The organism is Macellibacteroides fermentans (assembly GCF_013409575.1).
GTDB classification, from domain to species: Bacteria; Bacteroidota; Bacteroidia; order Bacteroidales; family Tannerellaceae; genus Macellibacteroides; species Macellibacteroides fermentans.
Genome location: NZ_JACCCY010000001.1, coordinates 458,237 through 484,121, shown reverse-complemented (window position 1 = coordinate 484,121; position 25,885 = coordinate 458,237). Strand labels below are relative to the sequence as shown.

General features: G+C 46.5%; 20 protein-coding genes, 1 tRNA gene and 1 pseudogene. 6 read left to right on the top strand and 16 right to left on the bottom strand.

Features of this window, described 5'->3' with window-relative positions; all coding sequences use genetic code 11:
* Positions 1 to 14 precede the first annotated feature (14 nt).
* Complete coding sequence (locus tag F5613_RS02015) at positions 15 to 1,892, top strand: TonB-dependent receptor plug domain-containing protein (RefSeq protein ID WP_179398478.1); 1,878 nt, start codon at positions 15 to 17, stop codon at positions 1,890 to 1,892.
* Between the two features lie 103 nt (positions 1,893 to 1,995).
* Here the strand turns inward: F5613_RS02015 and F5613_RS02010 are convergent, their stop codons facing one another.
* Positions 1,996 to 6,318: a hybrid sensor histidine kinase/response regulator transcription factor gene (locus F5613_RS02010; protein ID WP_179398477.1), complete on the bottom strand. Its 4,323-nt coding sequence runs from the start codon at positions 6,316 to 6,318 to the stop codon at positions 1,996 to 1,998.
* Between the two features lie 210 nt (positions 6,319 to 6,528).
* On the opposite strand from F5613_RS02010, the gene F5613_RS02005 reads away from it, so the two are divergent.
* Both F5613_RS02005 and F5613_RS02000 read left to right on the top strand, forming a co-directional pair.
* Positions 6,529 to 7,854 (top strand): glycoside hydrolase 5 family protein, encoded by a 1,326-nt coding sequence (locus F5613_RS02005; protein ID WP_179398476.1) that lies wholly within the window; start codon positions 6,529 to 6,531, stop codon positions 7,852 to 7,854.
* Positions 7,855 to 7,890: 36 nt separating this feature from the next.
* Complete coding sequence (locus F5613_RS02000) at positions 7,891 to 9,075, top strand: AGE family epimerase/isomerase (RefSeq protein ID WP_179398475.1); 1,185 nt, start codon at positions 7,891 to 7,893, stop codon at positions 9,073 to 9,075.
* A 27-nt stretch (positions 9,076 to 9,102) separates the two neighbouring features.
* Here F5613_RS02000 and F5613_RS01995 read toward each other — a convergent pair whose 3' ends face one another.
* Entirely contained in the window at positions 9,103 to 9,387 is a 285-nt protein-coding gene (locus F5613_RS01995; protein WP_179398474.1) for a hypothetical protein, read from the bottom strand.
* 154 nt (positions 9,388 to 9,541) lie between these two features.
* Here F5613_RS01995 and ltrA point away from each other — a divergent pair.
* Positions 9,542 to 10,948 (top strand): annotated as a pseudogene (ltrA, locus tag F5613_RS01990) (group II intron reverse transcriptase/maturase).
* 110 nt (positions 10,949 to 11,058) lie between these two features.
* On the opposite strand, the gene F5613_RS01985 reads toward ltrA, so the two are convergent.
* Both F5613_RS01985 and ettA read right to left on the bottom strand, forming a co-directional pair.
* The gene (locus F5613_RS01985; RefSeq protein ID WP_179398473.1) at positions 11,059 to 11,709 is read right to left on the bottom strand and encodes a 3-keto-disaccharide hydrolase; all 651 of its coding nucleotides are present in this window, start codon (positions 11,707 to 11,709) and stop codon (positions 11,059 to 11,061) included.
* Between the two features lie 21 nt (positions 11,710 to 11,730).
* Entirely contained in the window at positions 11,731 to 13,419 is a 1,689-nt protein-coding gene (ettA, locus tag F5613_RS01980; protein ID WP_068179822.1) for an energy-dependent translational throttle protein EttA, read from the bottom strand.
* A gap of 147 nt (positions 13,420 to 13,566) precedes the next feature.
* Here ettA and F5613_RS01975 point away from each other — a divergent pair.
* Positions 13,567 to 13,642 (top strand) — tRNA-Lys (locus F5613_RS01975).
* 57 nt (positions 13,643 to 13,699) lie between these two features.
* Here F5613_RS01975 and F5613_RS01970 read toward each other — a convergent pair.
* The 10 genes from F5613_RS01970 to F5613_RS01925 all read right to left on the bottom strand — a co-directional run bounded on the left by F5613_RS01970 (position 13,700) and on the right by F5613_RS01925 (position 23,104).
* Positions 13,700 to 14,317, bottom strand: coding sequence for an HAD family hydrolase (locus F5613_RS01970; protein WP_179398472.1), 618 nt, complete (start codon positions 14,315 to 14,317; stop codon positions 13,700 to 13,702).
* A 203-nt stretch (positions 14,318 to 14,520) separates the two neighbouring features.
* On the bottom strand, positions 14,521 to 15,627 hold the full coding sequence (locus F5613_RS01965; protein WP_179398471.1) for a type II toxin-antitoxin system HipA family toxin: 1,107 nt from the start codon (positions 15,625 to 15,627) through the stop codon (positions 14,521 to 14,523).
* Positions 15,620 to 15,955: a helix-turn-helix domain-containing protein gene (locus F5613_RS01960; protein ID WP_079683886.1), complete on the bottom strand. Its 336-nt coding sequence runs from the start codon at positions 15,953 to 15,955 to the stop codon at positions 15,620 to 15,622. Before F5613_RS01960 ends, F5613_RS01965 begins: the two co-directional genes overlap by 8 nt.
* Positions 15,956 to 16,117: 162 nt before the next feature.
* Positions 16,118 to 18,910: a glycoside hydrolase family 2 protein gene (locus tag F5613_RS01955; RefSeq protein WP_179398470.1), complete on the bottom strand. Its 2,793-nt coding sequence runs from the start codon at positions 18,908 to 18,910 to the stop codon at positions 16,118 to 16,120.
* Between the two features lie 68 nt (positions 18,911 to 18,978).
* Positions 18,979 to 19,719: a DUF5131 family protein gene (locus F5613_RS01950; protein ID WP_179398469.1), complete on the bottom strand. Its 741-nt coding sequence runs from the start codon at positions 19,717 to 19,719 to the stop codon at positions 18,979 to 18,981.
* A gap of 10 nt (positions 19,720 to 19,729) precedes the next feature.
* The gene (locus F5613_RS01945; RefSeq protein ID WP_179398468.1) at positions 19,730 to 20,581 is read right to left on the bottom strand and encodes a GNAT family N-acetyltransferase; all 852 of its coding nucleotides are present in this window, start codon (positions 20,579 to 20,581) and stop codon (positions 19,730 to 19,732) included.
* The gene (locus tag F5613_RS01940) at positions 20,572 to 21,027 is read right to left on the bottom strand and encodes a cupin domain-containing protein (protein ID WP_179398467.1); all 456 of its coding nucleotides are present in this window, start codon (positions 21,025 to 21,027) and stop codon (positions 20,572 to 20,574) included. The genes F5613_RS01945 and F5613_RS01940 overlap by 10 nt, the downstream gene beginning before the upstream one ends.
* A gap of 185 nt (positions 21,028 to 21,212) precedes the next feature.
* Positions 21,213 to 21,770 carry a hypothetical protein gene (locus tag F5613_RS01935; protein WP_179398466.1) on the bottom strand — a complete coding sequence of 186 codons (558 nt, stop codon included), beginning with the start codon at positions 21,768 to 21,770 and terminating at the stop codon, positions 21,213 to 21,215.
* Positions 21,771 to 22,149: 379 nt separating this feature from the next.
* Positions 22,150 to 22,698, bottom strand: coding sequence for a hypothetical protein (locus F5613_RS01930; RefSeq protein WP_179398465.1), 549 nt, complete (start codon positions 22,696 to 22,698; stop codon positions 22,150 to 22,152).
* A gap of 187 nt (positions 22,699 to 22,885) precedes the next feature.
* The gene (locus F5613_RS01925) at positions 22,886 to 23,104 is read right to left on the bottom strand and encodes a DUF4248 domain-containing protein (protein ID WP_079684258.1); all 219 of its coding nucleotides are present in this window, start codon (positions 23,102 to 23,104) and stop codon (positions 22,886 to 22,888) included.
* Between the two features lie 271 nt (positions 23,105 to 23,375).
* Between F5613_RS01925 and F5613_RS01920 the strand changes: the two genes are divergently transcribed.
* Positions 23,376 to 23,813, top strand: a complete 438-nt coding sequence (locus F5613_RS01920) for an HU family DNA-binding protein (RefSeq protein WP_068178817.1) — start codon at positions 23,376 to 23,378, stop codon at positions 23,811 to 23,813.
* Positions 23,814 to 24,113: 300 nt separating this feature from the next.
* Here F5613_RS01920 and F5613_RS01915 read toward each other — a convergent pair whose 3' ends face one another.
* Positions 24,114 to 24,863, bottom strand: coding sequence for a hypothetical protein (locus F5613_RS01915; protein WP_179398464.1), 750 nt, complete (start codon positions 24,861 to 24,863; stop codon positions 24,114 to 24,116).
* Positions 24,864 to 24,875: 12 nt separating this feature from the next.
* Positions 24,876 to 25,724, bottom strand: coding sequence for a hypothetical protein (locus F5613_RS01910; protein WP_179398463.1), 849 nt, complete (start codon positions 25,722 to 25,724; stop codon positions 24,876 to 24,878).
* Positions 25,725 to 25,885 lie beyond the last annotated feature (161 nt).

The following is a 25,885-nucleotide window of genomic DNA, read 5'->3' as shown; positions in this document are numbered from 1 at the left end:
AATAAGGGAAGAGAATGAAAAAAGAAGCAATGATGCTTTTAGGCCTTTTGTTAAGTACGGCTTCGTATGCCGGAGACGGAGGGAAGATAGACAGCCTGATCAATCTGAACGGGGTGGTGGTGTCTGCCACCAAAATTCAGGTGAACAAGAACAGCGTACCCATGTCGGTGTCTGTAATTGAGAGAGAACAGATAGAAGCCAGTAGCGAATCGGTCTTGTTGCCTGTACTGTCGCAGCGTGTACCGGGACTCTTTGTAACCCAAAAAGGGATTACCGGCTTCGGTATATCCGAAGGTGCTGCCGGAACCGTAAACATCCGTGGAGTGGGGCAGAGTAACAAAGTGTTGGTGATGTTTGACGGACAGCCGCAATGGGCCGGCGTGTTCGGTCATGCGCTTCCGGATACCTATGTGGCATCGGATGTGGAGCGTGTGGAGGTGATACGCGGACCGGGTTCTCTGTTATACGGATCCAATGCCATGGGAGGAGTGATAAACATCATCACCCGCAGGCAGCATGAGGAGGGACGTTCTACACAGGCCCGGGTGATGTATGGCTCTTACAATACCCAGAAGTACATGATAAACAACGGTTACAACGTGGGCAGGTTCAGCAGCTTTGTATCCCTTAACCACGACCGTACCGATGGTCACCGTCCCAATTCGGAATTCCAAATCACCAACGGCTTCGCCAAACTGGGCTATACCATAAACGACCGCTTCAAAGCGACCGGCGATGTGAGTCTGGCTAAATACAAAAACCAGAACCCCGGTAAGGTTACCGCACCTATCCGCGACAATACGATGGATATTCTGCGTGGAACCACCTCCTTTGCGCTGGAAAACACTTTCGGTAATTCCAGCGGTGCCATCCGTGCATTCTACAACTGGGGCGACCACGAGATAAACGACGGACTGCCTATGACATCCAGTGCCATGAACAGGGGATATCTTTTCCGTTCGGACGACCATAACTACGGGGTGCTTCTGTACCAATCTTTCCGCCTGCTTCCGGGCAATCTCTTCACAGTGGGTGTAGACTATAAGAACTGGGGCGGACATGCCTGGAACGACAGCATTGTTGGTCCGGATCAGGAGTTGGTGGACAAATCCGTAAGCGAGACTGCCGGATACATCATCATGCAGCAGGAGCTGTTCGATAAGGTGAGTCTGAATGCCGGTGTACGGTACGAACACAACAGCACCTTCGGCGGCGAATGGGTTCCCCAGGCCGGCGTAACCTACCGTCGGGTGGATGGAAATACATTGAAAGCGTCTGTATCCAAAGGCTTCCGGAGTCCCAATATCCGCGAAATGTATATGTTCCCGCCTCAGAACCCGGATCTGGAACCGGAACGGATGACCAACTACGAGCTTTCTGTAGGACAGCAATTCCTGGGTGGACGGTTGTTTACGGAGCTGACCGCCTTCTTTATCGACGGCAGTAACATGATTGAGGTTACCCGTATCGACGGTCGCCCACGTAACGTGAACACAGGTTCGTTCACCAACAAGGGAATCGAATTCGAAACCATCTGGATGGCTTCCAACAAGCTGCATTTCGATCTTAATTACAGTTACCTGCATACAAGCAAACCCTTGTTGGCTGCACCCACCCATAAGCTGTCGGCAAACGCAACCTACAAACCCGGCCGCTTCACCTTCAATGTGAATGTACAATCCATCCACGACCTATATGTAAACACCGTAACACCGGTTAAGGAAGATTATGCCCTGCTCAATGCCAAGGTATCTTACCGCTTCGGTTCGCAGTCGAAAGGACTCAATCTGTTTGTAAAGGGAGAAAACCTTACAGCAACACGCTACACCATCAACGAAGGCTTCCCCATGCCGAAAGCCATCGTAATGGGAGGGTTTGATGTTACTTTCTGATGATTAGAGATTGTGTAATCCCCTCATAAATAAAAAAGAGTGCCTCTTGCAGGGGGGCACTCTTTTTTATTTATGAGGAGGTTCTATTCTATGATGCCGAACTTTACCGTTTAACCTCTTTCTCGTCGTTGCCGTTGCTGTTGCCTCTCTGCTCCATATAGGCAGTAGGACTCATGCCGAAATGAGCGTTGAAGCTGCTGGAGAAGTAGGAGGGGGTGTTGTAGCCCACTTTGTAACCCACTTCCGAGACTGACAGTTTGCCCGTGCTCAAGAGGTAAGCGGCCTGCTTCATGCGGATCACCTTGATGAATTCGATGGGACTTTGGTTGGTTAGAGCTTTCAGTTTACGATGCAGGTGCGTACGGCTCATACCCAGCGCCTTGCTCATGTTCTCCACACTCAGCTCCGGATCTTCCATATTCTCCCGGATGTAATCGATGGCATGCTGCAGCAACCGCTCGTCGGTCGACGTAAGCGTAACCTCCTGCGCCTCCATATTCAACGACTTGCTGAAACGCTCTTTCAGGGTCTGCCGTAAGGCAATCAGCTTCTCAATTCGTACATTGAGATGCTTCACGTTGAAAGGCTTGGGGATATACGAATCGGCACCTGTTTCCAGTCCCTCGATGCGGTGTTCCAAATCCGACTGCGCCGTAAGTATGATTACCGGGATGTGGCACGTCTCCGCATCCGTCTTCAGTCGTTTGCACAGCTCGGTACCCGTCATCTCCGGCATCATCACATCCGTAATTACCAGATCGGGCAGTATCTTCTTTGCTTTGCTCAGTCCCAGCGCTCCGTTTACAGCCTCTTCCACCTGATAGCGGCTTTCCAGCTCCTTACGTATGTATTTGCGAATATCCTCGTCGTCTTCCACCACCAGGATAGTCAGCTTCTTTCCAACTGCATCCTCCTGTACCTCATGAACATCAGATGCCTCCGGGGATTCCATCGCCTTACTAGCTTTCATATCCTCCGGCATCTCTCTTAGACCTTGCAATTCCGTTACCTGTCGAACCTTAGTAGCTCCCTGAACGTTCTGCTCTTTCGCTGTTACCGATCCATCCAGTATCTTTGAAGCTGTCTGTGCATCAGATACTCCCTGTGCACCGGTAGTAACCTCCTGCATTTCTGCTCCGGTGCCTTTAGTCTCCTTTTTTTCCACCCTATGGAAGCCATCTTCCAGTGCCATCTGCTCTACGGCAAAGTGGCTGTTGCCCGGAAGAATGAGCAGGCAGAAAGAGGAACCCTTATCCATTTCGGAAGAGGCGGTTATGTTACCCCCGTGAAGCTCTGCAATACTTTTCGCCAGGTGCATCCCGATACCCGAACCCGCGGTAAGCTGCTTGCTGTTGCCCTGATAAAAACGTTCGAACACCCGTTGGAGGGTATCCTTATCCATTCCCACACCGGTATCGGACACGGTGATATACACCCGTCCCCCTTCGTCTTCGCGAATATCCAGTGAAACCTTGCCACCATCTGGGGTGAACTTAAAGGCGTTGGATAAAATATTAAACAGACACTTGTCCAGCAAATCCGGATCGTACCAAACCCGCACCTGTGAAGAGTTGTAACTGTAGGTAAGTGATATATGTTTCCGGTTGGCCAGGTCGGTAAACGAGCCCAGCAGATCAGACACAAAGGATACCAGTTCCAATTGCTGTACCTGTAACTTCATCTTGCCCTGCTCCAGTTTGCGGAGTTCCAGAATCTGATTGATCAGGCGCAACAACCTTTCGGCATTACGGTGCATCATGGAGTGCAGCTGCTGCTTTTCCGGATCGGTCTCCGTTTCCATCATCTGCTCAAGCGGACCGATAATCAGGGTGAGAGGAGTGCGGAACTCGTGACTGATATTCGTAAAAAAGCCCATCTTGGCTTGAGTAAGCTCCTCCTGTTGGCGCATTTTGAACCGTTCGATGCGGAGTTCGTTTTTCTCCTTCATACGCAGGGTGAAGAGCCGCAATAGCAGCCATACGGCACCGCAGGCAAGCAGAAAATAGAGGGTGCGGGCCCACCACGTAGCCCACAAAGGCGGCTCCACCACGATGGTAAGCGAAGTAACATTGTCGCCCCACACCTCCGGATCGTTGCTGGCCTTCACTTTGAATGTGTAGGTGCCCGGATTCAGGTTGGTGTAGGTGGCAAAACGCTGAGACGAGTTGTAATAGATCCACTCGTTGTCGAATCCCTCCAACTTACAGGCGTAGATGATATTGGCCGGAACCGCTGCATCCGGAGTGGTAAACTCCAGCGTGAAACTCTTGTCGCTGTACAAAAGCCGTATCTTTTCAATCTGCGAGACATTCTGAGGAAGCACCACCCGTCCGTTCACCTCCTGGTTGATGGCGACCGACTGATTAAAGATTCGTAAGCCCGTTATGTAGGTAAGCGGACAATCGGTCTTGTCTTCGATTGCATCCGGAAAGAAGGAGTTGAGTCCGCTTATGCCTCCGAAGAAAATCTCGCCGGCCGGACTCTTATAATAGGATGCCAGGATAAACTCGTCGCTCTGCAAGCCGTCGTAGCGCGTATAGATCTTGGAGGAGAGAGAAGACGGATTAAACCGCACGATCCCCTTGTTGGTGCTCAGCCACAGGTTCTCCTTGTGGGGTACAATGCCGTTGATAACCTGACTGATCTGCTGTCCGGATGGCCTTATCGACGTAAAGTTGTTCTTGTCCGGATTATACCGGTTCAACCCATTCTGCGTACCGATCCATATCACACCCTGCTCATCTTCAGCAATAGCATACACAGCCATGCTGCTTAGTCCGCTATCCATCTTAAAGGAGGTGAGTGTCTCCGTTTCCGTATCCATACAGCTCAACCCAAAGTAAGTGCCAATCCACAACCGGTTTCTGCTGTCCATAAAAATCACGGAGATATAATCATTCACTAGTCCCCTGTTATCTTTTGTCTGAAAATTACGGAAGGTTTTGTCTGCCGGATTAAAGCGCGACAAGCCCCCGCCGTTGGTACCCAACCAAAGATAGCCCCTTTTATCCTCCGCGATACTCTTCACATAATCGGAACTCAGTCCGTCCGGTTTCCCATTGGAACGGTAGGTAACAAACCCCCGTCTGTCCGGGTCCCACATACAAAGGCCCCCCACATAGGTACCCGCCCAAATCCTCTTTTTGCTATCACAGAAAACACTCACGATGGCATTGTCCGAAATTGAATTAGGATTACCCGGATTGTGCAAGTAATGCGTAAACCGTCCGCTCTTGCGGTCGAAGAAGTTCAGTCCCCCGCCATCCGTGGCAATCCAGAGATTATTATCTTTGTCGGCCGTAACCCCCATCACATGGTTATAGCTAAGCGAATTAGGCTCGTTGTTTATTTTACGGTAATTGGTAAAGCCGTTGGAACCGGTATGGATAACGCACAACCCTTTGTAATGCATACCCACCCAGAGGTTCCCTTTTTTGTCCTCAAACAAATAATGTATCTTCGAGTCGCCCATCTCCTGCATAAACTCATTGAACACCGGATGTGGAGAGATAGACTGCTGATCCGCTCTGAAACGCATCACCCCCAGTCCGTCGGTCCCCGCCCAGACAGCACCCTCTTTATCCTCCATGGCACAGAAAGTACGCCGGGCCGTACCCCTGCTGAACGCCTCCGGATAGGCAATAAACCGCTTCTGTTTCTGATCGTATACCGTCACCCCCACACCGATGGTGGAGATCAGCATATTGCCATTCTTCTTTTTGAACAGGTCGAATATTACATCGCTCTTCAGGTGACCACTGGCCACGCTGTAATTGGTGAAACTCTTTTTTACCGGGTTGTACACCGACAAGCCGTTATCCTGCGATCCAAACCACAAATTACCATCCGCATCCTCGTCGATAGCCCGGATATGGCCGCTGCATAACGACTGCCCCGGATGCGTATGCGAAGGCGAGAACAATACACTTTCCGACGTTTTAGGATCGAACCTCAGTACTCCCAGTCCGGACGAGGCAAACCACAGGCAGCCGCTCCTGTCCTGGAAGATGGCATTACACTGATTCTGCTTTACAATATAATCCGGCTGATTGAGGGCGGTACTCACAAAATTATCGTTCCGCTTGTCGTAATACTGTAACCCCTCGATGGTGCCCACCCATAAGTTATCGTTTCGATCCGTATATAAAGCGGTAATATGGTTGCTTACCAACGATCCCCGCAAGGCGCTGTTACGCTTGTAGACGGTAAAACCGTACCCGTCAAATTTATTAAGGCCATCTTCGGTACCAATCCACACAAAACCCCGCTTATCCTGCACGATACAAGAAACTTTCGTGCTGGACAAACCATGATCGGTCGTAAAAATACGGGAATCCAGGTTATGATGGTTCTGAATAGCCTTCAATACGTACGGAATGTTAACCAGGTAGCAACAAAACAGTACCAGCGTGCAAAGTTTTTTCATTATTGTTCCTATAAATTAAAAGGCAAAGCCTGCTTTTGGAAGGTAAAAATACAATTTAATGCGATACAAAAAAATGTCAGTTGCCTAAAGCGTACATTTTATATGGCAGATGCAACATTGTTAAAACAATTAGGCACAATTCTGATAGTCTGCTTCTCTACTTTTCCTCACTTTTGTAAGGTGAAATTATATAATAAAATTCAATAGAATATGCGACACGTACTAGTGTATGTTAACCTTGTGTTCCTGCTGCTGCTTGCAAGCTGTACAGGAAAGAGTACCACCACCGCATCGGTAAACGATGCATGTATCCGGGTAGAAAACGGACAATTTGTTCTTAACGGCAAACCCTATTATTTTATAGGAACCAATTTCTGGTATGGGCCGCTGCTGGGGTCGCAGGGCGTGTTTGGCGACCGCGACCGGTTGATACGCGAACTGGACTTCCTCAAGGAAAAGGGAGTCAACAACCTGCGCGTACTGGTGGGAGCCGACGGTCCCAACGGAGTACCCTCCAAAGTGATGCCCTCCCTGCAGGAATCACCGGGACATTACGAGCAGTCGGTTTTCGACGGACTGGACTTCTTTATGAGCGAGCTTGCTAAACGCGATATGCACGCCGTGCTGTACCTGCACAACACCTGGGAGTGGTCCGGAGGCTATGCCCAATACCTTAACTGGGCAGGATACGGTCCCGTGCCCGTTCCGTCGGTTGCCGGATGGGATGCCTTTAAAGACTATGTGTCTAAATACTTCGAGTGCGACAGCTGTCAGCAAATCTTCAAGAACCACATCACCACGGTGTTGTCGCGTACCAATTTTTACAACAAACGTAAATATACCGAAGACCCCGCCATCCTGTCGTGGCAGATAGCCAACGAACCCCGACCCATGGGCTCCGGAAACAAGGATGCCTACGCCGCGTGGATCAAAGACATAGCCGCACACATCAAGAGTCTGGATAAGAATCACCTTGTATCCACCGGATCCGAAGGCGAGGCAGGCAGCGAAGAAGACTTCGACCTCTATGCCCGTGTTCATGCCGATCCCAACATCGATTACCTTACCATGCACATCTGGCCCAAGAACTGGGGCTGGCTGGACAGCAAGGATATCCCAGGCACACTGAACCGTGCCATCGAGAACACCGCAGCCTACATGGATAAACACATTGCCCTTGCCGATTCGCTGCGCAAACCCATCACCCTCGAGGAGTTCGGTATGCCCCGCGATTCGCATAAGTACGAATTAAGCGACCCTACCACCAGCAGAGATACCTATTATTCTTATATCTTTGAGCGCGTATTGGAAAGCGTACGTACCAACGGCACCCTGGCCGGATGCAATTTCTGGGCATGGGGCGGTTATGCCCGTCCGCGTACGGACCATGTATACTGGCAGGTGGGCGACGACTATATGGGCGATCCAGCCCAGGAAGAGCAGGGACTTAACTCGATTTTCGATACCGACTCTACCGTGCAGGTGATTAAGAATTATACCGTATCCATGCGTCAGATCATGGATGCAGCCAAATAAGATATTATTTCATACAGAAAAAACGACAAGAGAACGATGAGCTTACTCAAACAACTGAAAGAGGAGATGCGTGCCGAGCTGATTCATGGAATCCTTCCCTACTGGATGGGGCGTATGGTGGATGTGGAACAGGGCGGGTTTTACGGACAGATAGATGGCGCCGACCGGATCATTGGTGGAGCAGGGAAGGGGGGCATCCTGAATGCCCGCATCCTATGGACCTTCTCGGCGGCCTACCGTGTGCAGCCCGATTCCGCATACCTGCACATGGCCGAACGCGCCTACGGGTATGCCCTCAAATACTTTTTCGACGAGGAGATGGGCGGTACCTACTGGCTGGTAAATGCCGACGGATCGCCGGCCGATACCAAGAAGCAGATCTATTCGCAAGCCTTCTTTATCTATGCCCTTACGGAATACCATATGGCATCCGGCAACGAAGAGGCATTAGCTAAGGCAAAGGAGTTGTTTCACCTGATCGAACAACATAGCAGGGATACCCAGCTGGGAGGCTATTTTGAAGCTTACAGCCGCGACTGGCAATTGCTGGACGACCTCCGCCTAAGCGAAAAAGACGAAAACGAGAAGAAGACCATGAATACCCACCTCCATATCCTGGAGGCCTATACCAACCTGTACCGTGTATGGAAAGATCCACGCCTTAAAAAGGCGCTGGAGGCGCTGATACTGATCTTTGCCGATCATATCATCGATACCCGTACAGGACATATGAATCTCTTTTTCGACGAACAGTGGACTCGCAAAGGAACCATCGACTCCTACGGACACGACATCGAAGCCTCGTGGTTGTTGTACGAAGCCGCCCAGGTATTGGGCGATCCCGCCCTGCTGCTACGGGTGGAAAGCCTGTCCATGCAGCTGGTGCAGACCACCGTACGCGAAGGCTTGCAGTCCGACGGAAGCATCTGGTACGAGACCGATACCCGCAGAGGACATACCGATACCGACCGGCACTGGTGGCCTCAGGCAGAGGCGGCCGTAGGATTCATGTACGCATGGAAACTATCCGGCGATGCAGCATATTTGGATAAGTCGGCCGCCACCTGGCAATACATCTCAGCCCACCTGATAGACCGGGCCCACGGCGAATGGTACTGGAGCATCCGCGACGGGAAACCCAACCTGGCCGAAGACAAGGCCGGCTTCTGGAAATGCCCCTACCACAATTCGCGTATGTGCATCGAAATCATCAGAGCCTGATAAAACAAAAACGCCGTTGTACCCAAGTTATCGGTACAACGGCGTTCTATTGTTCGCCCAGCACGAACGTATTCTAACGGGTGTAAGTCCCCAACGCGCCCTAACAGCGGGAAGCGTCCAGCCAACGACAAGGGTGTTCATCGCGAGGTGTAATCTGAAGGAAGTCTTCGGCAAAGATCTGGCCTGACGAACAGAAACTTGATACCAAGGCTCACGAGTGTGGATTAGTTTGCAATACAAAACAAAGTCCGATAGCTGTTCGGAACACTTGGAGTAAATCAAGCAGGTATAAGATTGAAAGAATACGTCCATAACTGGGGAGATCTCACGGGCGAGGTCATCCGAGCAGTAACAACGAACCGTGAGAAGTCAGCAGAGGTCATAGTAACCGGGAAGGGAAAAAAACATCGACAACCTGGTGAAGGACTGAACTTTAATTAAACTGGAATTATTACATTATTACCAAATGGAAGAAACAATGCAGCAAACAACAGAATCTGTTGGCTGCCATCAGATGAATAGGACGGAATCCGAAGGGTATGATGGAGCGCAGACTTTTATGAGGATAATAGGTGAAAACCTAGTGGAAGTGCAGATAGGCACAACCAATTTGTTGGAACTTATCCTGAGTCCCGAAAACTTAAATCGATCTTATCGGCAAGTAATAGGGAATGACGGATCCGGAGGTGTCGATAAGATGGGAACGAGCGAACTGTTGCCATACCTAAACCTCCACAAAGACGAATTGATAGAGCAGCTACTAAAGGGTAAGTACCGGCCCAATCCGGTCCGTCGTGTCGATATCCCCAAGGACAACGGCAAGGCACGTCAACTCGGTATCCCTACGGTTGTTGACCGGTTCATCCAACAGGCTATAAGCCAAGTGTTGATACCGATATACGAACGAGAGTTCAATGACAACAGTTTTGGCTTCCGCCCAAACCGCAGCGCCCACGATGCGCTGAAGCGGGTGCAGGAATATGCAGACAATGGGTATCATTACTGCATAAACCTTGACTTGGAACGATTCTTCGATACAGTAAACCATAGCAAGCTGATAGAGGTGTTGTCACGGACAATCAAAGATGGACGGGTAATTTCACTTATCCATCACTATCTCAAAGCCGGCGTAATGGTTGCTCATAAGTATGAATCAACCGAGGAGGGAGTTCCTCAAGGGGGTCCGTTAAGCCCGATTCTAAGCAATATCTTGCTGAATGAGCTTGATAAAGAGTTGTCTCGCCGAGGTCATCCATTTGTACGCTACGCAGACGATTGTCTGATTTTGGTTAAAAGCAAGCGAGCCACAGAACGAGTACGAGACAGTATATCCACCTATTTAGAGAAGAAACTCTTCCTTAAAGTGAATATGGAAAAGACCATCATTGGAGATGTTCGAGGCATGAAATACCTTGGCTACTCATTCTACTGAAGGTCCAAAGGCAAGTGCGGTCTACGCACCCACCGTACAAGTCAAGAAAAGTTCAAACGCACGCTCAAACAAATAACCAAACGAAACAATGGAAAAGGTTATGCATGGCTAAAGCAACGATTGTCACAATACGTACGAGGCTGGCTAACTTACTACCGTTTAGCAGACATGAACCAATTTATCCAAAAGACGGATGGTTGGTATCGTCGCAGGCTAAGGACGTATATATGGAAGAGTTGGAAGAAAATCAGCACGAAGTCACATAATCTCCAGAAATGTGGTATAAACAAACATCAGGCTTGGCAATGGGCTAATACCCGTAAAGGATACTGGCACATAGCCAACAGCTGGGTGCTGCATCGGGCAATTACAGATGAGAGTCTAGACCGAGCAGGTTATCCACAAATAATGAGATTATATCGCCGTCTGCATCGTAATTAAAGAACCGCCGTATGCCGAACGGCATGTACGGTGGTGGGAGAGGTCGGAAAACAAAAGTAGGAAGAAAACTACTTTTGTTTTCCTCCTACTCGATTTGTAAACCCTCCGGATTATAACGGAGTAACCGTTACATTCCTGAACTGAATATCCTTTCCTTCGCTCTGCAAAGCAATGTAACCTGTTTTATGCATCGAACGCGTACCCGAATTCTGGTACACACCGTTTATAAACACCGTAATATTACCATCCTTGCAGTAAATCTTAGCACGGTTCCACTCGCCTACAGGCTTTTCGCTGGATTCGTTGGTCTTCTTAACCACCGGGAAAGCCGGACGAACCGTACCCGGTCTGCTCATAAACTCGAACAAATCGCTGCCACCCAGTAAAACAAAGTCGCCCGCATCGCCTGCGTGAAGCTGGCACTCAATCGCATTGGGCCACAGCTTTTCGCCGTCCTGCACAAACAAGAAGATACCACTGTTGGTTGCTTCCACCGGATAACGCCATTCCACATCCAGGATAAAGTTACTATACTTCTCCTTGGTGTACATGTAACCGAAAGGGGTACCCTTAACATGGATCACGCCATCCTTCACCGTATACACCTCCTGGGCACTGGCGCCCCCTTTGTCTACAAACAAATTCCAGTTAGACAAATCCTTGCCATTAAACAACTTTACAACCTGCGCACCCGCATCGGCCGTACACACAAACAAGGCAGCACAAACAACCGCTGCAAACGAAAGAAAAGATTTTTTCATGGTCTTGTATTATTTAAATGATTAATCAGCAATCAACTTACGGTAACGAACACGCTTCGGCTCTACATCGCCCAGCTGCTTCCGTTTGTATTCTTCGTATTCGGAGTACGAACCCTCGTAGAATACCACGTCGGAGTTACCCTCGAACGAAAGAATATGCGTACAGATACGATCCAGGAACCAACGGTCGTGCGAGATAACCACGGCGCAACCGGCAAAGTTCTCCAGACCCTCTTCCAGTGCACGCAAGGTATTTACGTCGATATCGTTGGTAGGCTCATCCAGAAGCAATACATTGGCCTCGGCACGCAATGTAAGTGCCAGATGCAAGCGGTTACGCTCACCACCCGAAAGAACACTGCAAAGCTTCTCCTGGTCGCCGCCCGTAAAGTTGAAACGCGACAAATAAGCACGGGCATTAATCTCCTTGCCACCCACACGAATATACTCCTGTCCGCTGCACACCACCTGGAAAACCGTCTTTGTAGGATCGATATCCTTGTGCGTCTGATCGGCATACCCGATCTTCACCGTTTCACCCACTTCGAAGGTACCCTTATCTACTGTCTCCATACCCATGATCATCTTGAACAAGGTAGTCTTACCCGCACCGTTGGGACCGATAATCCCTACAATACCGTTGGGAGGCAGCATAAAGTTAAGATCATCAAACAACAACTTGTCGCCAAAAGCCTTGGCCACGTGCTGCGCCTCGATCACCTTGTTACCCAGACGCGGACCGTTGGGGATAAAGATCTCCAGCTTCTCTTCGCGCTCCTTCTGATCCTCGTTAAGCAACTTCTCATACGAATTAAGACGAGCCTTACCCTTGGCCTGACGAGCCTTGGGAGCCATGGTAGCCCATTCAAGCTCGCGCTCCAATGTCTTTCTGCGCTTGCTGGCCTGCTTCTCTTCCTGCGCCATACGCTTCGTTTTCTGATCCAGCCACGAAGAATAGTTACCCTTCCAGGGGATACCCTCGCCACGGTCAAGCTCCAGAATCCATCCGGCCACATGATCCAGGAAGTAACGGTCGTGCGTAACACAGATCACCGTACCCGCATACTGCTGCAAATGCTGCTCCAACCAGTCGATAGACTCTGCATCCAGGTGGTTGGTAGGCTCATCCAGCAACAATACATCCGGTTGCTGAAGCAACAAACGGCACAAAGCCACGCGACGGCGCTCACCACCGGACAACGTATCCACCACCTGATCTTCGGGCGGACAACGCAAAGCATCCATAGCACGCTCCAGGCGGCTGTCCAGGTTCCATGCATCCGTAGCATCAATCTTATCCTGCAATTCGGCCTGTCTGTTAATCAGCGCATCCATCTTGTCGGGATCGTCCAGCACCTCCGGATCACCAAACTTCTCGTTCACCTCCTCGTACTCCTTCAGTACATTCACGATATCCTGCACCCCTTCCTGTACGATTTCCTTTACAGTCTTGCCGCTTTCCAGCTTTGGATCCTGTTCAAGATAACCCACAGAGTAGCCTGGCGAGAAAACCACTTCGCCCTGATATTCTTTTTCGAGACCGGCAATAATCTTCATCAGGGTAGATTTTCCCGACCCGTTAAGACCGATAATACCGATCTTGGCACCGTAGAAAAAGGAGAGATAAATATTCTTTAAAACCTGTTTCTGAGGAGGAAACGTCTTAGTGACGCCCACCATAGAGAAAATAATTTTTTTATCGTCTGCCATAGATAAAATGTCTGTTTATTAGTATGTTTTACAGTATGTTTACAAGTATGCCTGCAAAGATAGCAAAATAAAAATGGTGCGAAAACTTGCACAATAAAAATGTACGCCCTATCTTTGCACTCGCATTACAGAAGTAACGCACAGGATGATTCGCTAGCTCAGCAGGTAGAGCACATCCCTTTTAAGGATGGGGTCCTGGGTTCGAGCCCCAGGCGGATCACCAATAAGAAGGCTTTCCAAACGGAAAGCCTTTCTTATTTTTATAACAATATCTTTATAGTCAGATCATTAAAATATCCATGGGGCTATTAAAGCTAAACCGGGTATCTGAATGGCTTATCCTGTTATCACCCCACAAAGCCACCCCAAAGTCCACCTTTGCATTCTTGGCACAATGATAATCGTAATCACTATCACCAATATAGAGCACTTCATCCGGAGATACGCCACACCTCTCCATATAAACCAGCAGCGGATCCGGATTCGGTTTAGGGCGGGGCGCATCCGTAACACATATAATCGTTTCAAAATGGTCTATAATCTTACCTAAGGCAAAATCGTTGTTGAGTTCGTTGTGCGTACGCGAAGTGACCAACCCTAACCCCAACCCTTTACTCTTCAGAGCGGCGATTATATGCTCGATATGGGGAAAAAGCTCGATCTCAGCCTTGTGCTTCATAAAGTTCTTAACCCACACCTCATCAAACTCTTTTGGATTTTCAGCCCCGAGACGTTCCATGGTAGTCACCCCCGGAATACCCAACACAAAATTAAGCTCCGAAGTCTCATAGTGTTTGCCAAACAACTGCAGGATAGTCTCCTGCCAAGTAGCCAAAACAGCTTTTTCATTGTCCACCAAAGTCCCGTCAATATCAAAAACCAAATGTTTATACCCCATATGATTGTGTTTTAATAGATTGCAATGCCTCTTGAGTATTCATGACTCCAGAATGTAATTTTGAAGATGGCTTTACTATTAACGTAATCCATTTAAAAAAGTTGTAAACTTCTGGGTGACTTTTTAATCCATCTCCTACGACGAATATCCATGGGGCTATGGAAGCTAAATCGGGCATCCGTATGGGCTTATCCTGTTATCAACTATTTCAATCTGAATCTCGTCTTCTTTTTTGCAATACATTTCTCCGTCAACTCTTGTATAATCTGAGTTGCCGACTGTTTTGACAGACCTATTTCAGTCGCCACCGCAATCGTATCGGCAAGAGCAGGCTCTCCCTTACCATTTATGGTCGTAGTATGGTAGCCATTAAAACCACTGCTTGGCAGTAGATCATAAGCCGGCGAAAGTTTCCACGCCCCATCAATCCATTGGAACGAAAAATTCTTAGCATGATCGTCCCGATTTGAAATCAGGATATTAAACACCATTAGCCGGAACATTTGAGCCACCTGTTCCATATCCCTGGTGAGATTCAGCGTCAGCTTCAATAGCAAAGAGTAGTCAAGACAAGGAATCCGGTAATTGGCATTGAGCAGTCCGGCTGCACTTATGGTATGTATCTTACCTTGAGGAGTTCTGTCGAATCGTTTAACTCCGAAATAGCGATTATCAAACAAGCGGGTTTCCGCCATTCGTATTCCACACTCTTTGGCAAGTAGAGAGTAGTTGTACTCTATTTCTCCAACATTAACAGGATCGCTGGTTGCTTTAAACTTCACAAGCCACTCGCAACCATCTAACTTCGCAAATACCTTGGGGCGTGCTCCACCGGATGAACCGCCATATTTATAGAGCAAATCGACCGAACCCGTACTTTCTTTGCTTTCGAGTATTTTTTCGATCTCATTTGCTAAACGATCAAAATTTAGAAACTCATCATCTGTGGCAATGCTTTTGTCTGGTTGATACTCCAATGCGCCACGTCCGGTAGAACCAATCAGCGACAATCGTTCTAAAATATTCAATTTATATGGATCGACCCCTTTCTCTTGTAAATAACGATCAAGCAATAGATTGCCCCAACCATCCGGCAAACTGTCATCGAACACCCCAAAGTTTCCCGCAAACGGATCTCGCTTGGCCATTATCAGACCTGGCTTCAACGGCAGATAGAATGGAGATATTGAAAATCCGCTCTGTATCCAGTCAGCATCGTATTCAAAACCACACAATCCTTCGGGCGTAAGAGCCATTCGCCCTACACGTCTATCAGATATAAAAATCTCTATCATTGAGACACTATTCATTTTTATGCCCTCTTTTTCTTTGTTTCGTTTGCTCCGATTTTACTATATCGTCAATACTCTGATAGGTCTTGCTGCTGAAAAGAGTTTCGAACTCATCTATCATATCCAATGCAAATGCAAGCATCACCAATGAACGCACAGATATCTCTCCAGATGATTCAAAACGCCTGTAGGAAGGCAACGAAAGCCCTGCTTTTGCAGCAAGCATCTTTTGCGTCCACCCTTTTTCCAATCGCCTCTGTTTAACACGCTGGGCAATACCCGACATTATCAAGTTGGGAGTTTTATCTATAAGTGATAATATATTATCATTTACATCTACTTTCATATATCTAATGCTATTATATGAGCACTTACAAAGTTAATCAAAGTTTCTCAACTATCAAATCAAACGAGACAGAATATCCTTTCTTCCTTTGTCTTTGGGCATTTATCTTTGTACCGATCTTTCTTATATAAATAAGCGTGTCCAAGCAATTATTCAAGACGGTCATTTATTAATTGTATTGAAATCAAAAAACAATTGTCCTGATATATTATTCTCTGCACCATTACCGCTAAAACGGTGTAATTGGGACTGGGGACCGTAATTCTCTGCTTTTCCAAACTTAGTACCTACCGGAGGTATCGCACTCATAAAAGAGATGTTTCCTTTGGGGTATGCCGGAACTGTATAATTCCTGTCGGCTGCGTACAAGGATTGTATAGCTGGAGTGAATAAATGAAGTATAACATCTTCTTTTCCCGAATATACTGCAAAGGGTGTCGGACAATCCAGTTTCATTCCGTAAAAGAGGGAATAGTATCCTTTGAACTCGGGATAGTCCCAACTCTCGCCGGTAACGGTGTTATTATATGTTTTATTCCAAACGTTCAGGGTTCCTCCTTTCATGCGGTTCTTGTATACCCGATATGGACCGTTTGCAAACAGAGTGGCTCCCTTAACGCCCTCTTCGGGGAAATCGAATGTAATTCCTGCCATGGAAATCTTATCCTGTGGCCGGTAATCGTAATCCAGTTGCAATACGCCCGAAGGCAACATGGTCCACGTAAATCCATAGGCGACATCTTTGCCGTTGTTCGTTACGTAGGTTACTGTCAAATGTGGATTTCCTTCTGCCAATTTATATTCAACGGATTTACAGGTAACCTGTTTGTCTGTTATCAGAACAGGGCCATTACTCAATGGAATGGTTTTCCCCTGATAAACGACTGCGTGAAGCAATCCAGTCTCCTTATTAATACGGGCTTCTACTCCGGCAGCCGATAACAACCAATCGGCTCCCAGATCCTGCGCTTGGGCAGCAGGGGCTGATTTATCCGTTGGCAAACATCGCGAGGCAACCTTAAGCGGATTCCCAATTTCGTAGCTCCAGGTAAATAACTCACGGTTTTCACGATCGGTCGCGGTAACATATAGTATATCATAATCCTTCCAGTCTTTGGGTAGATCGATAGTTATTGCGCTCTTTTCTCCCGGTTTGCAATCGGGAGAGTCGATGCGACCAGCTACAGATGTCACGCCATCCACCGAAAGATCCGTAACCTTTGCAAGTCTGAATTTAAATGTACATTCGTTGATGTTGGTGAATGCGTACCGGTTTTCAATGATCAATCGTTTATTCCATGTGGGAGTTATATACTTTTTCTCCAAATGGACAGGAGACCAGATTTCTTTAATGGTAAAGAAGCTTCCCTCTTTTTCGCGGTACGGCCCGGTGATACCATCAGCCCCGTGATCTTTATCTGTATCTAAAAAACCATTTCTATCGGTCCGGACAACAGCCTGGTCGGCCAAATCCCAAAGAAACATTCCGGCACTGAGGTTATTAGAACGCATCAAATTCCAATAATCATCCAGTCCCGCTCCATGTCCGCCGTCATACAATCCATGCAATATTTCAGTCGGCATAAAAATATCCCGTCCATGAAACAGATTATTTATACCCGTGTCGTAATTAATATAATGTGCTGTGTTTATACAGCTAAACTTAGCCCAGGGATGCAGGACAGCCCGTTTTTGAATATCATATTGCGGAAAAAGAGGATCAAGGTCAAAATTAAATCCACCTTCATTTCCATTTGCCCAGAATACAATACTGGGATGATTTATGTCGCGGGTAAGCATTTCTCTTACCAGCACTTTGCCTACAGGAGTATCATAGGGCGGATATTGCCAGGCACAGAGTTCATCTATCACATAAAGACCTAACGAGTCGCACACCTCAAGAAAATGTTTATCCGGTGGATAATGAGACATACGAACGGCATTCATATTCATCGCCTTTATCAGATTTACATCGTCGATGCTAAGCTGTTTATTTGTGGTACGTCCGGTTGTGGGCCAGAAAGAATGACGGTTAACCCCTTTAAACATCATCTTTACGCCATTCACATACACCCCGTCGTGTTCGCGGACTTCCACGGTACGGAAGCCGATCTTTTCTGTTATCGTATGTAACATCTTTCCTTTACGGCTGATGGAAATAGAAGCAGAATATAGGGTGGGGGATTCGGAGGACCAGGGCTTTACATCGGCTATATGACCGGACAAAGAGATTTTATTTTTTTTACCGGCAGCAGGGGTGGAAGATAATTTGCCTATCACTTTATTTTGCTGATCCAGAACCACCATTTGAGCATCAATGTCCGACAGATTGCCCGAAAGGATAATATCTGCCTTAACATCTCCTGTATGACGTGCGTCAATAGCTGTATAATCTATAAATTCGTTGGGGACAGCCTCCAGGTAAACCGGACGGAAGATACCTCCAAACACCCAGAAATCTGCTTCGCGTTCCGCCTCATTTATACTATTATTGGCAGACATCTTGCTCACCTTTACATCCAAATCATTTGACTTTCCATAATGGACCAGATTGGTAATTTCCCGCTTAAACCGATAAAAAGCGCCTTGATGAACAGTACCTGCTTGTTTACCATTCACTTTAATTTCGGTATCGGTCATAGACCCTTCAAAAACAATAAAAATACGCTTGCTTTTCCAGTCCGCCGGAATTTGAAATTTGGTTTTATACAATCCTTCTTCGTTGGCCTTATTCTTATCGTGTCCATAATTGTAGGTGCCATAGCCTTCGGTTTCCCAGCAGGATGGAACTTTTATCTTATTCCATGAACCGCTTTTAGCTCCTTTGGTACAAAAGAAGTCCCACTCGATGGCATCGTCGGAACCTTTACCTGATAAGTATTTTATCTCTGTAACCTGCGCATGTGTTATTTCCAGGCAAAATATGAATAGGAATAAAAGGTGGTTTTTCATCATAATACTAATTTATGTGGTAAATATACAAGAAATAAATGTTTCCTTTAGGTTAACTTCCGAAGTTCTTCTCACAAATTTATTCCGGCTTTTCGGGCTTGGGAGTGTTGGAGGGGACGTTTGATGTTGTAGTGTTTACCGTCTTTGATGAAGTTGGCGCCGGTTTGTTTGAACCAGAAGGATACCTTTTCCTTTTCGCAGACGCTGCGGAGTTCCATTACCCAGTCGAAGTTGCAGGGGCGGGCTTCGTTGCCGGATTCGCCGCCTGCTACTACTTGTTCCACCCATTGACCTATGTTGTAGGGTGCAAGGTCGATGCGCTCCAGTAAGGGTTCGCAAATAATGATTTTGTGCCGGATGGGAGCGGAGCGATAGATGGGTAGCCGGTAGTTGGCACGGGATTGATTCTCTACGGTGCAGCAGATGGTTACGTGCTCGTATCCCTCGCCCCAGTCGGCCGGCAGGCATTGAGTCAGCCGGTCTATCCGCTTGGTAATCATCAGGAACTGGAGGTCGCTCCGTTGGTGTATCATCGCCCAGGCATCGGGGCGCCAAGGATCAGCATCTTCCACAAAGAAATCGGACGTAAAGCAGGTGTAGACCAGCGTGCCGGAGGGGATTTTGTACTCTCCGCTGCGTTTACGCTTGATGGGGGCATCGAAACTTTTCGTCTGCGTTATCACCGAGCTGTCTATGTTTCGCCGGGCATCCCCACGGTATACGTAGCAATGGCGGCAACCCTCACTCAGCTTGTGGCAGCCGTGCCACGGATTCCAAAGGGCCGATTTCTTTTCGACGGCATTTACCTCCATAGCACTTGCTTTACAGAACCTTTATCATTTCAAACTGCTTTCCCTTCTGCTGGATATTCCGTGCTTTCAGGAAATCGGTAATATTCGTACAGGTAGTATCCGTATTTATCACCTTTACGGCGGTATGCTTGTTCCGTTTCAACGCTTCCCTTAGTAGCGCGGTTGCAATACCCTTACACCTATGCATAGGCTCAACAGCCAACTGGGTAACATCGCCGGATGCAGGTTCGAAAATACAATACCCTGTGAGCCTGTTGTCTAGGTAAGTTCCTAAGCATACGAATTTATCCATAGCCCTTTCTACAGATTCAAAACTGTTCTGCCAGGAAGGATGGAAATCTGCCATTCCGGAAGCCGATTTACATGCTGCAACATCCACCTCTTTTATTGAATATGGAACATCCAGCTGCTCTTTTCCTGTGAGAATCATTTCGTTTGACTGACAGAAATAATTAAACTCCCGGCTCACCTCAAACCCCAGGTTCCGGTATAAAGACACCGCTTTTGTATTATGCTGCAATACTTCAAGCAGATAGTGCCGGATGCCCGCTGCGCGCAGGAAGGGGATTGAATACTCAAATATCTTTGTGGCCAATCCTTGTCCGCGGTAGTCGGGGAGTGTGCCTGTTCCCGTGTCGTAAGCCGTTGCAATGCCGAGGAACGTGCCAATTCCATTCAGCGTAAAAGCAACCAGCTCGTCTCCATCGAACGCCCCAAAGGAAAGCTCCGGAAGATAACCGCGTCTTGTAAGCATGGCCTGTAACTGAGTATCATTCAGTTGAAGTTCGTAATCGGCAAAAGCCTTTCCAAATGCCCTGCAGATTGTACCGAAGTCGGTTTCTTTGAGCGATTTTATTTCCATTTCGGGTTCCATTCAGTTCGTGATCCGTCCTCTGTAGAATAGTTTCCCAACGAATTTTCTTTGGATTGAATAACCATGTAAATCATCGGTTCGTCCGAAGAATTCCTCATGCCTCTTGACGGAGCAGGAGCCACGCGGACAACCGAGCCTTCGCATACAGGGAAGCAATCATCATCAATCTGGAAATCGCCCGAGCCCTTCAGGATGATGTAGGTCTCCTCGTTATCTCTGTGGCGGTGGAAGTAAGGAATCTCCGTATGAGGAGGCAGCGTATTAAAGGAAATCTCTGTTCCGGTAGCTCCGGTAACATCCTTCAGAAACAACTTTCCGAAGATCTCCGTGTTCAGTTTCGGGTGTATCAGGGAGTATTCGCCAACACTATCCAATGGCCCCATATTGATGGCCGTATAACCTTCGCCTTTTGTAATTTGCTCTACATTTTTCATTGCGTTATTATTTCGTTACCAGTTTCTTGTTATAATCGTTAAACCAGGCACTTTACCATGCCGAATCGAGAATGTGCAAATATAATCACCATCTAACCGATTTTGTCAGAAATAAAGTAATTTATTTTAGTTTTATCTTCCGATATTCAACCTGCAGTGTATCCTACGGAAGATATTTTTCGCTATTATTTCTCAGATAGTTTGTCCTGAAATTCAGGTATTTTGCTTAAATCAATCTCAAGAGGGGGAATATCGCAACCCTTTACGTGGTGCTCGGGGTAGTAGTTTTCGACCCAAACGCCCAGTTTCGGCTTCTTTGCTTTGGGGGTTGCATCTGCAGCTTTTTCACCACCGTTGGCCTGCTTGTATTGAGCGCTTTTTTTACCCACAATGCAGTCGTAAGCTACTATGGTGATGCGGGATCCGCCTCTTAATCGGTCAACACGGATGATGTTTTCGCTCGTAAACTCTGCCATGATGCGGTTCCATTGCCTGCGTTCGGTTTTAAAAAAGGCTGCTAGTTCTTTCTGATTCACAATCAGCTCTCCCCTGAAGCATGTGTAGATCCGCCCGTCCAGCACAACATCGCCTTTGGCAAAATAAGCCTTTTGGTAAAAGTAGCTGAGGATATCTGCTCTGAGGGCTGTCTTTTTACAGCTGCTCTGCTGGTTATCCAATATCACCCGGGGGATGATGCAGTATCCGCTTTTCAGTAAGTTTTCTAACGCAAAAAATTTATTCATCGTATCGATTTTTAAGGTAATTAATAATGTTATAATTAAATGTCCTATCCTAATGTCGTCTACTTCCCTGTATTGATGGGGTTTTGACTTCGAAATGTCCTATCCTATGTCCTAAGCTTCTTAAATATATAATGCATATTCAAGATAGTTTTAAAAAAAACCGGAATTCAAAGACTTCCCATTACTGATAAATGCTTCAGACAATCGCTATTGTCTTTCCGGATTTGTTTTGCCCTCCGGCCAGGCTTTGGTTAAATCGCTTCCGCAAGCGGAGGAGATTTGTTTCGTTCATTTCTTGAAATTGCTTTCGACTGCAATGATACGACATGTTTTTGGAAGAACAAGTTATACTTTTTTGACGGTTTTATTAACCTTTCAATCATTGACTATGTTCCTTAATCTTCTTTATTACAGACTCATACGCATTTATTACGGAGAGTTTGTCAATGAAATTATACTCATTTTGTATAATTTGCAGATTAAAATTTTTATTTAGCAGCTTGCAGATGCACTTCAGAATATGCCTTTTGGAAGTGAATTTTATGATTCCTGCCATACTAAGTCCGTAAATAATTAAAAAACACTCTTTGGTAATTAATTTATTTTTTACCGAGATATTCTTACCACAGGAGTGTTCATTCAGTTCGAGCCTGTAATTCTCGTAATGGTAATTCTTGTCCCACTCCTTGTGCATGGTATGCAACCTGGGCAGGAAATAGTTTTTGAATTTGTTTTTAAAAACCATCTGCTCCTTGTTGTTAAAATAGGCGGGATCGTTTATGTATCCCATTATTTCGAGGATGATAGAGAGCGCATATTCATCCTTCCTTACATTGGCTAAAAACAGGTCGAAGTTGTAAGGATTGGTTCCGCAATAGGTCTCGATCAACTCTTTAAATCGAGACCTTTTCTTCTTTAATTCGTTCATGATTTGATCTAGATAATAAGTTTGTAAAAGCATATTTTATAAGTTTATTTTCAAAAAAAAGCACAAGGTTTCCCTGCCTTGAAATCAATTGATTTTAAGACTCAGATAAGTTTATTTGAGTGTTGAAATAAGCTTATCTTGAAGTGCAAATAAGCTTATTTAGGACAGAGTGTAAGCCTTGGTTTTTTCAGGGTTCTCCCAGTACGGAAACGATGTGTTGCACCATTTTGGGGGTTAACCGTTTGTGCCCTTTTTCCCATCCTTCCTGTTGGAGGAGGTGGAGGAGTTTGGGGTTGGCGGTAATCCAGCGTTTAAGTTGTTTGGAGGCCGAGGCCATGTTTATATCGGGCGAAAACAGGGAAGATAGCTCCCCGAAACCATAACTTTTAATAGTGAACACTTTCATTTAAGGTCAAAAATTAAGTTTTAAATTATTATATCATTATTATCAAAGATACATTTATTCCCTGATATATGCAACTTTTAGGGGCGTAAATATCTATAATCAGGTATGCTTTAAAGCATAGGCTAAGTGGACATATCTGTACTTATCTGTACTTAAGTGGACACAGGTGGACACAAGTGTACACAAGTGGATTTGAGATTTCGGGGGGTGGTATATTTGTACTGTTGATCAGCAAAGCATTTATTTACAAACAATTAAAAACAATTTAACGATGGCTTTACAATTTACCGTTGTACGACGGAAGGATATGAGAAAGAATGCTGCGGCAGACAGTAAACTATTTTACGGTCAGACCAAGGCGAGTATGAAAATGGATTTTGATAAATTCTGCGAGGCAGTGGGCGATTACTGTACCGCCTCCAGTGCGGATGTAAAAGCGGTGCTGGATGCCACCACCCATACCCTGGCCTCCAGGCTGGCAGAAGGCTATGTGGTCCAACTTCAGGATCTGGGAAATTTTCAGATGCTGGCCGGTAGCGGGGGCGCTGATACGGAGGAGGATTTTTCTTCTGTGATGTTCAAGAGACCGAAGATTGTTTTCCGCCCCGGTGCTAAGTTGCGTTATATCATCAATAACGCAAAGTTCGAAAAGCAGGTGGTTAAAACGATAACCGTAGAAGAAAAGTGCGATAAAGAGCACGTGTATTAATCCCTCATTGTACCTCCGGGTAGCCGGAACCAGTTACCTGTATAAGTTGCTGGTTTAAGTAGTAAATTGGTCGGGATATATTTGCACACATTATAATGTTCGCGCAGATAGTTTAATAAATGAATTATCCTAATTAACCGGACTGCTATGTAACATTGTATAATTAGTTGCGAATGGGTGGGTAATCATTATCTTTGCACCAAGGTTATTAAACGTTTTTATTATTAATTGTTTCAAGATTAATTAATTGTAATAAGGAAAGTCCGGCCCGTGAGAGTCGGACTTTCTTGTTATCCTAAGTTATTTAAGCATCCACTCCATTAGTTCCTTCATAAAAGTGGCGTCGTCTTTTCCTTTCCAGACAACCTTCATGCCGTTGGGGAAGGTTGCTTCTACGCCACCCATCATCAGACCTGTCATCGTTTCGCCAAAAGCGGCTATTTTCCCGTTGCTATCCAGCTTTACATAGGCGCCGTGAACCGGAGCTGCGTCGCTGTTCATCCGGCTGATGGGTGTTCCGCCTGTTATAGACCGGCTTCCGCTGTATGATAATTCGTACTCGTTTTGAATTACTTCAGATTTGACTGTTGTTGCCCCTGCATTGGGTTTAGGTGGCAGGTCAATCCCATATTCCATCCCGAAAGGCACAACAATGTCGTTACCCCCAAAGGCTTTCATATCGACCCGGTGCTCTTCGTCCATGAAAAGGATCAACCTTCCTCCGTTCTGTACATAGTTTACAATGTCTTTCCTTTCTACTGAGGTAAGATCTCTTTTGGTTGTCACCCTCTCTCTGTTTAGTGGCGAAAGAATTACAAGCAGGTCTGCCTCGCTTAACAATGCTTCGTTTAGTTCTTTGTCTTTATTGATAATCAGGTTGGCGCCCATCTGCTTCTCTACAATATCCTTATACAAATTAAATATATTGGGATTAACGTAGGCGTAGATTGTATCCACATCGTGAGAAACGTCGATAATTACATTCTTTTTCTGTGCGCTGATACTGATTGTGCATGTTGCCATCAGTATGATAAATAATATTTTCTTCATCTTCTAGATTTTTTATTTTTTGTATAAATTAGTAGCAACGGCAGTAAGATTTTCTTCGCCGGCTATGTCTGGATAGGTCAACTGCATTACAAGTACAAACTCGTCGCCGGTTTGTATCTGCAACCTGGTTTCCTTTACTTTCTTCAGGTATTCTATCTGGAAGTTTACAGCCTCTGCCGAAGCTGTAGCACCGCCATGCCCGCCGATGAAAGTGGTGGCTCCGCTTGCTTTGGCATGTTCCAATCCCGCCAATTGAGCGTCTACAGCTTCAAGACTGGTAATCTGGAGTGCACTCATGTGCATATTGGCCACCGGGGTGAAATGGGTATAATATACTTTCCCCCCGATAAGGATGCTGGCAGCGGGGAAGTCTGACGATGCCCCCGGTGAGAATTTGAATTCGACACCCGCCCAGTTTTCTTTTGCATCTTTGCCTACGGTGACCGAAGGGGTAAATTGACTTATGTCCATCTTGTTGCCGAAGGTTGTGGCAAAATTAGCCATCATGCCGCTGTAAACGTCTCCTTTTACAAATTGGGGCATTCCTTCAATCATAACGAATTTGGAGTTGTCGAATGCGCTGAATCCTGCTGCATGATAGTTGGCTATTACTTTCTCGACAGGTTTATTGAGTTTGCCCAGGTATTCGCCCAGTTCTTTGATGTTGTCGTGGAATGCTGCGGGCTCTAATACAACTACAGACTTATTGCCTTCGATGATGTAACTCATATCGCCCAAGGGGTCGGCTGTGATGTAGGAGTGGAGTTTGAAACTACCGAACTCTTTTACTTCAAACTTGCCTTGTGCGCTTGCCGTAAGTGTTGCACAGAGGACTAATGCAATTGAACCTAATTTTTTCATGACCTGTTATTTATTGTTACACAATGTAGTTCCGTTCTCATAGAGTTTTTAATTTGTTTTAATCCGATTCAAACTTACTTTATCCGATTGCTGTATGCAAACGGGTTTCTAACTCACCTATAGGGTTAGTATTGTTGATTATCAATGTGTTGTGAAATTAG

Bases quoted from the DNA above. Each gene is read 5' to 3' on its own strand.
- F5613_RS02015 (WP_179398478.1), top strand. From the start codon at position 15: ATGAAAAAAGAAGCAATGATGCTTTTAGGCCTTTTGTTAAGTACGGCT.
- F5613_RS02010 (WP_179398477.1), bottom strand. From the start codon at position 6,318: ATGAAAAAACTTTGCACGCTGGTACTGTTTTGTTGCTACCTGGTTAAC.
- F5613_RS02005 (WP_179398476.1), top strand. From the start codon at position 6,529: ATGCGACACGTACTAGTGTATGTTAACCTTGTGTTCCTGCTGCTGCTT.
- F5613_RS02000 (WP_179398475.1), top strand. From the start codon at position 7,891: ATGAGCTTACTCAAACAACTGAAAGAGGAGATGCGTGCCGAGCTGATT.
- F5613_RS01995 (WP_179398474.1), bottom strand. From the start codon at position 9,387: ATGGACGTATTCTTTCAATCTTATACCTGCTTGATTTACTCCAAGTGT.
- F5613_RS01985 (WP_179398473.1), bottom strand. From the start codon at position 11,709: ATGAAAAAATCTTTTCTTTCGTTTGCAGCGGTTGTTTGTGCTGCCTTG.
- ettA (WP_068179822.1), bottom strand. From the start codon at position 13,419: ATGGCAGACGATAAAAAAATTATTTTCTCTATGGTGGGCGTCACTAAG.
- F5613_RS01970 (WP_179398472.1), bottom strand. From the start codon at position 14,317: ATGGGGTATAAACATTTGGTTTTTGATATTGACGGGACTTTGGTGGAC.
- F5613_RS01965 (WP_179398471.1), bottom strand. From the start codon at position 15,627: ATGAATAGTGTCTCAATGATAGAGATTTTTATATCTGATAGACGTGTA.
- F5613_RS01960 (WP_079683886.1), bottom strand. From the start codon at position 15,955: ATGAAAGTAGATGTAAATGATAATATATTATCACTTATAGATAAAACT.
- F5613_RS01955 (WP_179398470.1), bottom strand. From the start codon at position 18,910: ATGATGAAAAACCACCTTTTATTCCTATTCATATTTTGCCTGGAAATA.
- F5613_RS01950 (WP_179398469.1), bottom strand. From the start codon at position 19,719: ATGGAGGTAAATGCCGTCGAAAAGAAATCGGCCCTTTGGAATCCGTGG.
- F5613_RS01945 (WP_179398468.1), bottom strand. From the start codon at position 20,581: ATGGAAATAAAATCGCTCAAAGAAACCGACTTCGGTACAATCTGCAGG.
- F5613_RS01940 (WP_179398467.1), bottom strand. From the start codon at position 21,027: ATGAAAAATGTAGAGCAAATTACAAAAGGCGAAGGTTATACGGCCATC.
- F5613_RS01935 (WP_179398466.1), bottom strand. From the start codon at position 21,770: ATGAATAAATTTTTTGCGTTAGAAAACTTACTGAAAAGCGGATACTGC.
- F5613_RS01930 (WP_179398465.1), bottom strand. From the start codon at position 22,698: ATGAACGAATTAAAGAAGAAAAGGTCTCGATTTAAAGAGTTGATCGAG.
- F5613_RS01925 (WP_079684258.1), bottom strand. From the start codon at position 23,104: ATGAAAGTGTTCACTATTAAAAGTTATGGTTTCGGGGAGCTATCTTCC.
- F5613_RS01920 (WP_068178817.1), top strand. From the start codon at position 23,376: ATGGCTTTACAATTTACCGTTGTACGACGGAAGGATATGAGAAAGAAT.
- F5613_RS01915 (WP_179398464.1), bottom strand. From the start codon at position 24,863: ATGAAGAAAATATTATTTATCATACTGATGGCAACATGCACAATCAGT.
- F5613_RS01910 (WP_179398463.1), bottom strand. From the start codon at position 25,724: ATGAAAAAATTAGGTTCAATTGCATTAGTCCTCTGTGCAACACTTACG.